This is a genomic window from Vibrio agarivorans, from assembly GCF_030409635.1.
Lineage (GTDB): Bacteria > Pseudomonadota > Gammaproteobacteria > Enterobacterales > Vibrionaceae > Vibrio > Vibrio agarivorans.
This window is the reverse complement of sequence record NZ_JAUFQF010000004.1, coordinates 2035723-2047810: the sequence shown is the minus strand read 5'-3', so window position 1 is coordinate 2047810 and position 12088 is coordinate 2035723. Positions and strand designations below refer to the sequence as shown.

The following is a 12088-nucleotide window of genomic DNA, read 5'->3' as shown; positions in this document are numbered from 1 at the left end:
TAAAGTGACTACCTTTCACCAAATGCGACACTGACATTGGTGTAAATTGGCTTCCATAGGTACTGGAATACAGATTTCTCACCAGTAGTGATGTCTACCTCTCCCGTCATACCTGGCAAAATAGAAAAGCTTTCAGGGTTATCTCGGAAGTATGGGGTATCAACCGAGACGACGACTTCATAATAGATCTCGCCACGCTCGCTTTGACTAGTGGTCGGTGAAATACTCTCAACCGTTCCTTGTAGCGCACCAAAGCGGCTGTAATCAAACGCATCAATCTTGATACGAGTCGGCTGACCTACACTCACAAAACCAATATCTCTTGGCGATAAACGAGCTTTAAAGTCCGCTTTCCCACCAACAGGCACAATTTCAACCACAGTGCCACCTGGCTGAATAACACCACCGTTTTGCGTACTAGGCAGGCTTTGCACCAAGCCTTGTAGTGGCGACACCAACATGGTGTTGGTCAATTTAGCTTGGCTTGAACGAACTCTAGCATTCAATGCTGATAAGTCAGATACGGCTTTAGAACGATCGTCGCTCACCTTCGCTTTCGCCTCTGCTAAAAGCTGTTCAATTTTTTGCTCTGTGCTGTCTGCTTGCTTGATTAACAGAGCTTTCTTACCACGAGCTTCTTCGATTTTCTGTTCGATACTGGCCAGTTTTTGTCGCATTTCAAGCACACGTAAACGTGAAATATTACCCGCTTCATACCCCTTCTCCAGTATGTCCAGCTCTTGCTTGGTCGCATCCAACTCTTTCTCGTAGCTAGGCAAAGACTTTTCAACACTTCGAAGCTGCTCAGAAATCTGTTCGCTCTCTTTTTCAAGTACTACCCGCTTTTGAAAATAGAGTGCTTTCTGTGCATTCAACTGCGCTTTTTGTTGGCTAACAATCTCTGGATAATCCACTTCGAACTCAGCAAGATTCGGTTCACGCTCTTCTAACAGAGCATTCATACGCTCAATACTGGCTAGAAGCGTCACTTGTTGAGATTTCAATTCTTCAAGAGCGGTACGTTGGAAGGTCGCATCAAACTCAACAAGTGGCTGACCTTTCTCGACCAACTGACCTTCTTTAACGAGAATTTGCTTTAATTTACCGCCAATCGCGCTTTGAAGTACTTGCTTCTCGCCTTCTGGAATAACTGCGCCTTTGGCTTTGGCAATTTCATCAACTTGGGTGACGACAGACCAAGTGGCAAAAGCGATAACACACAAAGCAACTGACCACGTCGCCAATGCCAATGTACGAGCCGTATTTTGTGATTCAACAAGTTCACCGTAACGCTTGCCCTTCTCGATAGATTGTTTAGCCATTAGCGACTCCTTGCTTAGACTCTGATTGTTCTTGTTGAGCTGCATCTTGCTGAGCAGACGGCTCTTGTTCTTGGGAAGCTTGAGGCTCTGAATGCTGTTCCTGCTCCAAAGGCTGATCCGCCTCTAAAGGACCGGCATAAACCACAGCACCTTCACTTAACACCACGACTTTATCGGCAAGCTTGATTAAATCCGGATCGTGGGACGTGTAGATCACCGTTGCTTTTCCTTTTTTCGATTGCACAAATTCACCAAATATACGCTTAGCATTTGGATGAGCATCAGGCACAGGGTTATCCATTAAAAACATTGGGTAGTCATAAACCAGCGCTTTCGCGTCAATGAGGATCTGCGCGACGCTACCAGACAACATATCAAAAAGGCTGTCCGGCTGAATACTGCTGATGGAAGTATCGAGCCCACCAGACAATGTCTCGAACCAACGCTTTCCGCCGACCATTTCAATCGCAGAGATCATCTTCTGGTCTTCGACTTTATGACCGTCGTTTAGCCACTCTCGAATACTCAGCGTGAGCAAATCAGGATACGCGGCTCGTATAAAACACCAGTGACGATAGAGCTGCGGGTCGTATTGAACGAGGTTAACGCCTTCAAGCTCGACCATGCCGTTTTGGATAGGCTGTAAACCAGACAGTACTTCGATCAATGTTGATTTACCGCTCCCAGAAGGGCCAGTAATCGCAACAATTTCACCCGCTTCAATATCAAAGCTCACACCATTCAAGGCGGGGCGACTCTGTTTAGGATAACGCAGGGTCACTTGTTCTAATTTCAAGTTAGGCGCTACCACAGATAGCGGGTGATGCTGGTAACTGAATTCACGCTCAGACGGCTGAGACAAGATACGGTTCACTTGCAACTTGGATTGATTAAAGCTATTAAAACGCATCGCGCTGTTTGCCAACACCTGAGCTGGCCCCGTCACCTTGGATATCAACATCATTGAAGCAATCAAACCACCAGGGGTCATCACTTGTTCAAAAATAAGCCCTATCCCCAGTCCCATCACAGCTAATGTCGAACCAACACCAATGAAATAGTAAAGCGAGGTATAGCGACTCTGGAGAACAGATTGCTTAAATGTAACTTTAGAAGCAAGAAAGTTGGCCTTTTTGAAGCGTTGAATCCAGTGCTCCGAGAATCCGGCACTGCGAATAAAAGCGAGTTTGGATGATAGCTCATTGGTCATGTTTTGACGGTTCGTACCCGCTACCGTCGATTGCATTGAGCGCTTGCTGCTTGAGCGCATCGAACGCTTAGCTAATAGGTAATACAGAACCAAAGAAACGATAGGAACCAGTACCAACCACCCACCTAACACTCCTATTGCAAGTACAAAAATGAGAATGAATGGCAGATCAAACAGCGCATTTCCTAATGGCCCCGATAACACCCCAGAAATTCGCTCCGACAACATCACTTGATTTTGTTGACTAGAAGAGGATGTTTGCTGATTTTGAGCATAGCTATTTCGAAGTAGACGCTGCACGAGAGCTTGAGATATCTCACGACTCACTCGGTTTGAAACTGAAGCAAACACCTGGCTACGTAGTGTTCTTAACCAACCCATCATCACAAACAACAACGCCGCGCCAATGGCGATACCTTGCAGCTCATGTCCTGCGTCACCACCAATCACATGGTCATAAATCGACATAGTGATGAAGGGGACAGCAAGTGCAAACAAGTTGGTAATAAAACTGACCAACAACAATTTAGGAATGATGGGACGAAACGCATGTAACCTTTCGCCAACCCAATCAGGAGAGGCTTTCTCTAATGGCGGACCTTCGATAACGATGCAAAACTGCGGGACATCGGTGATGTCGTCATTGGCACTAAACGAAACAAATTGTTTGGATTCTATATAGCCAGAAACCAGCCCACTTTCACCAAGCACCAGTAAAACCAATTTATGCTCACCAACTTCACCTAGGTTGGCAACCAAGCGATAAGGTAATGCAAGCCTATCGAACAGGGCAAACATATCGTCCATTGACTCAATACCATTCTCATCAACCCATTGGTGTGCAAACAACTGGATATTCGCGTTAACTTCCAAATGCTTAAGAACGGAAAGGCTTTCCGTTTCTAAATGATTCATCACCTCTTGTCGACCATTCGTATCTGCACGGTTACCAGTATCTAAACGATTCATACGATAGCCTCCTGATTGTTCCCACTTTCTTCGGCCATAGTTCGGCTTTCCACTGTAATGATTCGATTAGCTAATTCGCGAAGTTTAGAATGGTAGCTCACCATCAGTATCGTTCGTCCTGCCGTCACCTCTTCTTCCAGAACCTTAGCCAGATTTCCAAGGGTATCTAAATCAAGTGAAGAATCTGGCCTTTCTAATATGATAATTGGTTTATCACTTGCCAGTTGAGTTGCGATGTTGAGCATTTTCACATTTCCCATACTCAATGAAAACGCAGTCGTATGGCCAATTTGTGTCTCTAGTCCATCGGGTAAACGAGTGATTTCCTTGGTTAACCCCAAGCGCTTCGCGTAGTCGCCGGCACGTTGAGTTCTTTCGGGGTCGAAGCCACATAAGTTGTCAAGAATGGTCCCCGACACCAGTTGCCCTTTAACGCCACAGTAGGCAGTAATGTTGGTTACGGATGCAATGGAAACAGCAGCTCCGTTAATGAAGCACTCACCCGCTTTCAGATCATCAATACCTGCAATCGACGACAATAAATGACTGTTGGTATGGCGCTCCTCACTCACTAACAATACCAACTCACCTTTATTCAATCTGACATCCACATGAGCGAATTCACCGTATCTTTCAACGGTCGCTTGCTTGATTTCCAACGTCTCAAAGTCAGATGAGTCGCAATCAGAACGCTCAGAATCTGAAGACTCACCTATCGACAACTCACTCAATGTTTCTATTGCCTGATTAGCGCTGTGTATTGAATTAAGCTTGATTCGAATCCCAACCAAAGCGCTTAACGGCGCAACCGCTCTACCCGATAAGATAGAGCATGCTGCCAACCCACCTGTAGTTAACTGGCCATCTAACACCCACAAGCTGCCAGTAATCACGAGTAAAACTGACGTCGCTAAGGCGGCAAGCTGAATACATTCTTGGGCAAAGACATTCTGTTCTTCTTCTCTCGCTTTAGATTGTGACCGAACGTGATTGAGGGATTTAAACTGATTGAAGATTCGAGACTCAACAGCCTGACGTTTGATTCCTTGAATGGTTTGGCTTAGCAAAATTAAAAACGCTTTTCGCTCCTGCTCATCTTGGGAAGCTTCTTCACTTAGGCTTTTAACGCGAATAGAAGATAACCAAACAATTCCAAGAGTAATCAGCCAAACTGCCAAAGGTATCGCCACTAGCTCACCGCCGATGTAAGCCACTAAGCCCAAGAAGATCAAGGCGAAAGGCAAATCAATAAAGCCTGCCATTACCCCACCAGAGTACCAATCTTTAACTTTGGATACAGAGCTAAGCCCTTCTTCTATACCACCAACACCAATATGGCGAAGATGGTGAGACGAAGCCGTTGTAACTCTCTCGATCAAGGTTTGATAGGTCGCTTTCTCGGTATTACTGGCCGCAGCAGACAAAAGCCAAGTTCGCACAAATCGGATTAGCGCTTCCATAGCGACAGCCAACGTCGCCCCCGCTAATAACAGAGTGGCAGTCCCATAACTCTGGTTAGGTAAGATACGATCGTAAATTTGTAAAACCGTTAGCGGAACGGCGAGAGAAAGAAGATTTATGAGCAAAGAAGGCAGTAGGACTTTCCCCACCACCCCTTTGTTTTTCATTGAACTTACGGGCATACACAATCCTTATCCATGCTTATGAAATAAGATTGGTACAGGCTACTATGTTATGCAAGGTAAGGGGCTGATTTAATTTAATTTTAAGATATTGCTAGAATTTTGTTATTTCGAGAAAATCTTACAGCCAAAATCACACGTTATCACTAATTAAGTTATAACGAGAAACATCTAACTTTAGCTAGTTCTGTTCAAATCAAGATTTTCAATATTAGAGCTTCTTTTAGATTAGTAAATGTATGTGTGATTCATATTAACGGATTATGAATGAGCTTTTATACTAAATGATATTGGGGCACTTTTGAGTTACGAAGTGCTGAGGCTCTCTATTTTGGGTTAGCAATCCCAACTCTTGTATTGGCAAATGTGACGAAAGTCATCTCTTTCATGAATTCCATTGATTTGGTCACTACCGGTTCATCATTAATTCCGTCAAAATGGTCAAACGTACTTCCAAGCTGAACTAAATCACTAAGCATGCCATCATCTAAAATTGACGCATATCGAACATTATTTTCACCAAGGAAATATAGTTTATTACCGTCTGTCCACAGGGACTTTAGCTCAATACCCTCAATATCTATGACGTGCCAAGTTGTGGCAAGATCTTGGCTGTAATAGATAACAGATTCGTCCTTGTCAAACAGTGCAATAAGGTCGCCTAGAGGATGCATCGTTGGTATGCCTGATACCTCAGTGTGCTCTTCCCAGTTATTGCCTTTATCACTAGTGATCCAAAAAGAGGTAGAGTCCTGGTTTGTTACAGTTCCAGCATAAACATCTTCTCCATTAAAAAATCGGTATTCAGCATCCAAAGCCATAGGCATTGTTAGCCAGGTTCGACCGAAGTCACGACTCTCATAGGCTGTTCCTGCAACAACATATTGCTCATCACCGAATGCGTTCGTGTGAAGTGGATCTCTAAACCAGCTTTGACCCCCATCTACACTAGCGCTATGGTAAGCAATAATTATATCGCCACTTGTGTTTGCTAATTCAAATCGTTGTCTACCATCACAACTACCTTCAGACGAGTCGCAATCTTGGTTCACTGTATCTGAAGTAAAACTAATTGCTCCTTCCGGTGTGTGGTAAGTTTCTTCTCTGTAGAGATGGCTACCAATGGTGCTAGGTGTTCGTGAGATTACATACATGTAATCATTAACTACATCGTAAGTGAACTTGAATTCCGATGCATTATCTAAGCTAACTCCTCGAACTGTATTCCAGTCCTTATATCTATGGTATGCGTTAGCATCATCTTCAGTGCACCCGACTAACATCATTACTGCCGCTGTCGTTATTGCTAAATAACTTTTTGTCACAAACTGCCTCAAAAGTATCACTAGGGAGCTATTGCTCCATTGAAAGGCAAAATAATAACGTGTAATCAGATGGTTAGTAGTTTAAATATGTAAAAAATCATTTATTAAACATATACATAACAGCAACGAAAAAACAACGCCAGGACTCACTTTAAGCTTGTTTACCTAATGAACCCTTCGTTGACGATAATCAGGTAATTTACCATCATTTATCACAATTCAGTTGTCACAATGTGGTAAATATCTGTTAAAGCAGACGCACGAGACATAAGTAAAAGTAAGGAAAAGTAATTGTAGCCTTCGTTACAGAGGCAGGGCGCGAGCATACTTTGCTCATTTTATAAGCCAAAGAATACTTGCGCTCTATAATCGTCACACCAACCAGCTTTTTTAAGCTTTTGTCTTTGACTCGCAGCGCCACATTCACATTGCTTCAATATATTCATGACGAAGCGCCTAAACAACGCTATATTCTCAACTGCACCATCTAGACAGATTCTTGAACTATCTTCTTTGAAAACTACATCTAAAACATAATGTTGGCTATTCTCAATTCGCCAGTGCTGGCGAATATAATGACCAAGCAATTTGTGATTCGGTGAAAGTGAGCTGACATAATACGATGTATCTACAGTGCCTTTTCCATTGACCGTACGATGTCGCTCTACTGCAATAATGCTGCGTATCGTAGGCCATTTCTCTGTAAGTTCCTCTGGCAGTGTTGCTTTCAGTTGGAACACTATACGCTCTTCTTTTCTGCTATGACGAGTCTGCGTTACTTGCGTCACCACTTTTTCTTTTTTGGCGTCAAAAACGGCTTGGAACGGAGAGATAACTGCTTCCCGTAGTTTAGGTTGGTTCTTCTTAACCTGAACAACCACATGGGCTTTTTTCTCGGCTATCTTTTCCAATGTCTTTCGTTGACAGTGCAAGGCATCAACCGTTATGACGCTGCCCTTAACGTTAATAATATCAAGCATCTGCCGTACAACATTGATTTCGCCATTTTTCGTTTCTGTCAGTTTTTGACTAAGTACTAGACCGCGCTCTGCATCATAGGCAGTCACTAATTGGAGTGCGGTTTTTGGGTCGGAGCGATAAGAGCCGCGAAGTGCCTTACCATCAAAAGCGATTACTGACTTGCCCTGGCTTTCTCTTTGCTCATTTATCCACAATGAGAGCGCTTCAAGTAAAGATTCCGCTACAACTGAGCGCAATATTCTAGCGATAGTGTGCCTACGAGGGATGCCATGAGTGAATGGTCGATACTTTCTCAGCCATTCAAGCTTGTGTTCACCATATGTTTCGATGTCTTGCCAGCCCTCACTGCCAGCAGAGATGGCGCTAATTACAAGGAAAATAATATCAATTAAATCATGTCGTTGATTGATATCTGAGCGAGTATCTTCGACAACAGAAAGGTGTTCTATAAGACTCAAGGTTGGTATCAGTTTATGAATTTGAGCCTATTAGATCATATATCTTAACAAAGTGCGATCCCGCCCTGGGCGAACAACAGCTCCGTTATCCTTGGGGAAAAAGTGATTTACGAAAAACCTGTTTAGCAATTATTCAAGACCACCTTTCACTATTGAGTCAGAGAAATTATCTGACCAGCTACCCCTAAAACACTGACTGAAAGTATTAAATATGCAGATAAAAAAAGATCAAGCATAATTTTTTCTCGCGATTAGGAAATAATCAGTTATCTTAACTCTGCCCTTCACCATAAAAATAGCTCTTTCTGTATAGGCAACTAGCTACTAACTAATATATTTTTATTTTGAGTTTTCTTTGGGCGGACTTGTAGTTGAGTACTTGCCAAACACGTGCGATGAAACTAACTTAGACCCGGAGTAAGAAATACACTCTACATATTGTGCTTCTATGCTCCAGAAACAACAAAACCCCGAAAAGTTGCGCCAACAACTTCCGGGGCTTTGCAACGAAGCTAACCAAAGCATTAACCGTGTTCAGTAACTTCTATTTCGTATCACAAACACGATAGTAGACAGGAACACCTTGGTTAGCAACTCAAAATTGAACCAGAATGAAGGTGTTTTTATGAAGAATAAGACCTCCCATGTGCGTCAAGCCTTACTGCAAGCGCTTATTCACGCCATCCTAAAAAATCCATTCCGCTGCTATAACGGGTTACTGCTCTGTATCGCAGAAATTCGCGACATCATAGACAAGTTCAACTGGGATTAGCCCATTGGCGGGGCTTCCCGCCTAGTCTTATTTCTGCCCTAAGCATATATGCCTTAACTAGTAGGGAGTAGTTGTAAGATTCCACCTTTGTGCAAGACCCTTTTGTATAATTGGATACTAGGGTTTGTCCAGTAGGCTGGACAGTTAGGGCATTGAAGGAGTAGTTGCAGAATTCTGCAACTACTGAGGGTTGGTCATTAGTCAATCCGATGGGGTTTACCATGGCTCCTGAAACGTCTTGGGCCAAAGGCGTGTTTACCAACGCCGGCGTCAACACTATATCTCATGCTGTAAATACCTTCAGGGCATCGAGCATTCTCAACCTTAAAGTTAATTAACTCTTTTTAGCCCATTCGGGCAAGTTTTGAATGTGGTCCTCCCAATCCACCACATCAATCTCATACACCACTTTATTACGCACACTTTCACCAGCAGCATGCATTGCAGATTTAGAGCCCGTGATCAGCGGGTGCCACTCTGGTAGCGGATTATCTTCCGCAAGCAGGCGGTACGCACATGTATCAGGTAACCAATGAAACTCGTGGATCTTTTCGCGTGTCAGCTTTAAACACTCTTCACCCGAGTTAAAGCGGTTTGGGTAATCCTTACATGAACATGTTTTGCTATTGAGCCAACTACACGCCACGTTGGTGTAATAAACCTCATCTGAATCTTCATCCATTAACTTATGTAGGCAGCACTTACCACAGCCATCACACAGCGACTCCCACTCTTCAGTCGTCATTTCTGCTAGGGACTTTTGCTCCCAAAAATTTGCCATGTTGTGTACCTATCTCGTTGCAATGTGGAATCAGGGGCAGCATGTATAAACCTTTACGCTCAAAAGTGCAAGAATCGTTCAAATTTCGTCACATAAAAAAGTGCTTTCATCTTGAGCAAAAATAACGATAATTGCCGTCCCCTTTTTCACTATGGTCTTTATTATGGAATGTCGTCTCGGTTGTGGAGCTTGCTGTATCGCCCCTTCAATTAGCTCTCTTGGCAAACCTGCTAATGTTCGCTGTGAGCATCTCGATGACAACAATCTGTGCAAGATCTTTGGCCAGCCACAAAGACCGCGTGTCTGTCATGATTTTAAAGCCGATAAAGACATCTGTGCCGATAGCAACGAGAAGGCGTTAGCGAACTTGATTTACTTAGAAAAAATCACCTAATTCATCACACCCTCTCTTATCACGTCTCATTGCTGAGAGTAATGCGGTAAATATTCGGCTTTTTCTTCCTCAATTTTCTTTTCGTCGCCATATCTCTGATTTTCTTTACTAGTTTCTGAACTAAGGCATGTTCATTAACAGGGAAAGAGAGAATGAATAAATACTTAGCAGAATTGATTGGTACCTTTTGGTTAGTGCTTGGCGGGTGTGGCAGTGCTGTATTGGCCGCTGCCTTTCCTGATGTCGGAATTGGTCTACTCGGTGTGTCATTAGCCTTCGGTTTGACCGTGGTGACGATGGCATACGCGATTGGTCATATATCAGGGTGCCATTTAAACCCAGCAGTCACAATTGGCCTTTGGAGCGGAGGTCGCTTCTCGACTAAAGACGTTGTTCCTTATGTCATCGCACAAGTGATTGGTGGTTTGTTAGCGGGTGGCGTTCTCTATGTCATTGCGTCTGGCCAGGCAGGCTTTGCACCTTTAGCCATTGGATTTGGGCTGACTCTGATCCACCTTATCAGTATCCCTGTCACCAACACCTCAGTAAACCCAGCACGAAGTACAGGTGTTGCGATGTATGTCGGTGATTGGGCTGTCTCGCAGCTATGGCTTTTCTGGGTAGCACCGATTATTGGTGCGGTGCTTGGTGCGATTATCTACCGAGTAATTGCAACAAAAGAAGAGTAACTCCTTCTACTGAAAAGAAATGTTATCTTATCTTAAAGAAAAAGGCACACCATCAACCGGTGTGCCTTTGCAATTTATCGTTTATCGCCTGGGATAAAAATGTGATTAACGTTCCCAGTATGCCTCTTCAAGGCTATCTTCACGCTCAGGTAGGCCTTTAGATAGACGTGGAGAGTGCTGCGCCAAGACTTCATAACTTGCGCGGTTTGAGTATTTACAAACTTGCGAGAAAGACGAGTAAGTCAAGAAAGCGTGAGCGTGCTTGCTTGAGTTTGGTACATTCTCACGATGGTATTTGTTCGCAGCCATATCATGCAATAAAGCAGACAATGCCGCATCACCTGCACCATTGGTGTTTTTGATCTTCTCAGGACCGCCCATATAAGGCGCAATATGAGAGTAAACTTTAATCGCATTGTCACACAGTGACTTAGATACCGGGCGGCTAAACTCGTAACGGTTAAATTCTGCAATCGAGCCAGGTAATAGTGGTAGAGAAGTTTCTCGCTTCGATTCTTCTTCGGTGTAACCTGCCATGAACAAGCCAACAGGCCCTGCAGTACACAACACCAAATCAACCCAATCCAATGTCTTATCCGATGCTGCAAGCGGGTCAGCTTCACCAGTGAGGGCTTCGGCTTCATCTTCATTCATTGCAACAACAGTGATGTTGTCTTTCAAGAATTGCTGCCAGTATTCAGGATCGTCTTGAATCACGAACTTAGTGCCGAGCGTCAGTACAACCGGTACGTCATACTTCTTCGCATATTCAATGGCCTTCATTGTAGCAGCTGGCATTGGGTCGCCATCTTTACAACGCACTAGATAAGCCGTTAGCACTAATGCAGACGCACTTTCAAAAATCGCCTCAGGAATGCTCTCTGGACGAAGCTGGTTCATTTGGCCTTCACTAATCGCGAAAGTACGCTCGCCATCTTCAGTGATCAACGCAAAACAGCGACCAATCGCCCCTTCAACACCTTGTAGGTAGTTCAGATCCATACGGCTTGATGTGTTACACAGGTAACGATAGCCATAACTACCAATTTTGATCTCTTGGCTCATGACACCAAGTAACGTTGAGCGGTCATCGGCAAGCACCGAATAGTTGTGCAGCGTGTTACCAATCGTACCACCCGCATACTCATTGGTGATCAACTCAGACTGCTTAAGCTCGTTATAAAGCGCCTCAGCGGTCTCATCGTCAATCACAAGTGAGTGACCTTTACTCAAACCGTACTTTTCGATCAGTTCCGTGGTGACATTCGCTTCGATATCTACCAATGTTTGGTCAATACCGATGATGTGAGTACGCGACATGGTTTTGTCATCTTGAGCTTGGCTCACAAGTGGGTCACGTGCGTGGACAGGAAAATAGTGTTTCGATTTACGCTGGCCTGGAAATTTCATTTCGGATCTGCTTTGGAAAAGGAAAAAAGGCAGTTTACCCCTCTGTGTGACGTACATCAATTAATCAAACAAACGCAAACGTTTGCTTTATTATTTTACTCAGTTACAATCCGCATGCCTGAGCAAAAAGGCGC

Annotated in this window: 10 protein-coding genes; 3 read left to right on the top strand and 7 right to left on the bottom strand. The window is 43.9% G+C overall.

Annotated elements, in window-relative coordinates; genetic code table 11:
- Positions 1–8: 8 nt before the first annotated feature.
- From QWZ05_RS18010 to QWZ05_RS17990, 5 genes are all read right to left on the bottom strand, one after another.
- Positions 9–1322 (bottom strand): HlyD family type I secretion periplasmic adaptor subunit, encoded by a 1314-nt coding sequence (locus tag QWZ05_RS18010; protein WP_268679578.1) that lies wholly within the window; start codon positions 1320–1322, stop codon positions 9–11.
- Positions 1315–3501, bottom strand: a complete 2187-nt coding sequence (locus tag QWZ05_RS18005; protein WP_290299849.1) for an ABC transporter transmembrane domain-containing protein — start codon at positions 3499–3501, stop codon at positions 1315–1317. Before QWZ05_RS18005 ends, QWZ05_RS18010 begins: the two co-directional genes overlap by 8 nt.
- Positions 3498–5144 carry an ABC transporter transmembrane domain-containing protein gene (locus QWZ05_RS18000; RefSeq protein ID WP_290299847.1) on the bottom strand — a complete coding sequence of 549 codons (1647 nt, stop codon included), beginning with the start codon at positions 5142–5144 and terminating at the stop codon, positions 3498–3500. The genes QWZ05_RS18005 and QWZ05_RS18000 overlap by 4 nt, the downstream gene beginning before the upstream one ends.
- A 326-nt stretch (positions 5145–5470) precedes the next feature.
- The gene (locus tag QWZ05_RS17995) at positions 5471–6469 is read right to left on the bottom strand and encodes a WD40/YVTN/BNR-like repeat-containing protein (protein WP_290299845.1); all 999 of its coding nucleotides are present in this window, start codon (positions 6467–6469) and stop codon (positions 5471–5473) included.
- A gap of 338 nt (positions 6470–6807) precedes the next feature.
- The gene (locus tag QWZ05_RS17990; protein ID WP_290299843.1) at positions 6808–7908 is read right to left on the bottom strand and encodes an ISAs1 family transposase; all 1101 of its coding nucleotides are present in this window, start codon (positions 7906–7908) and stop codon (positions 6808–6810) included.
- 625 nt (positions 7909–8533) lie between these two features.
- Between QWZ05_RS17990 and QWZ05_RS17985 the strand changes: the two genes are divergently transcribed.
- The gene (locus QWZ05_RS17985) at positions 8534–8680 is read left to right on the top strand and encodes a hypothetical protein (RefSeq protein WP_264877140.1); all 147 of its coding nucleotides are present in this window, start codon (positions 8534–8536) and stop codon (positions 8678–8680) included.
- Positions 8681–9014: 334 nt separating this feature from the next.
- Here QWZ05_RS17985 and QWZ05_RS17980 read toward each other — a convergent pair whose 3' ends face one another.
- Positions 9015–9461 (bottom strand): YcgN family cysteine cluster protein, encoded by a 447-nt coding sequence (locus tag QWZ05_RS17980; protein ID WP_290299842.1) that lies wholly within the window; start codon positions 9459–9461, stop codon positions 9015–9017.
- Positions 9462–9624: 163 nt separating this feature from the next.
- Between QWZ05_RS17980 and QWZ05_RS17975 the strand changes: the two genes are divergently transcribed.
- The gene (locus tag QWZ05_RS17975) at positions 9625–9855 is read left to right on the top strand and encodes a YkgJ family cysteine cluster protein (RefSeq protein WP_264877138.1); all 231 of its coding nucleotides are present in this window, start codon (positions 9625–9627) and stop codon (positions 9853–9855) included.
- A gap of 152 nt (positions 9856–10007) precedes the next feature.
- The gene (locus tag QWZ05_RS17970) at positions 10008–10544 is read left to right on the top strand and encodes an aquaporin (protein ID WP_290299839.1); all 537 of its coding nucleotides are present in this window, start codon (positions 10008–10010) and stop codon (positions 10542–10544) included.
- 105 nt (positions 10545–10649) lie between these two features.
- Here the strand turns inward: QWZ05_RS17970 and QWZ05_RS17965 are convergent, their stop codons facing one another.
- The gene (locus tag QWZ05_RS17965; RefSeq protein WP_264877136.1) at positions 10650–11954 is read right to left on the bottom strand and encodes an inosine/guanosine kinase; all 1305 of its coding nucleotides are present in this window, start codon (positions 11952–11954) and stop codon (positions 10650–10652) included.
- Between the last annotated feature and the right edge of the window lie 134 nt (positions 11955–12088).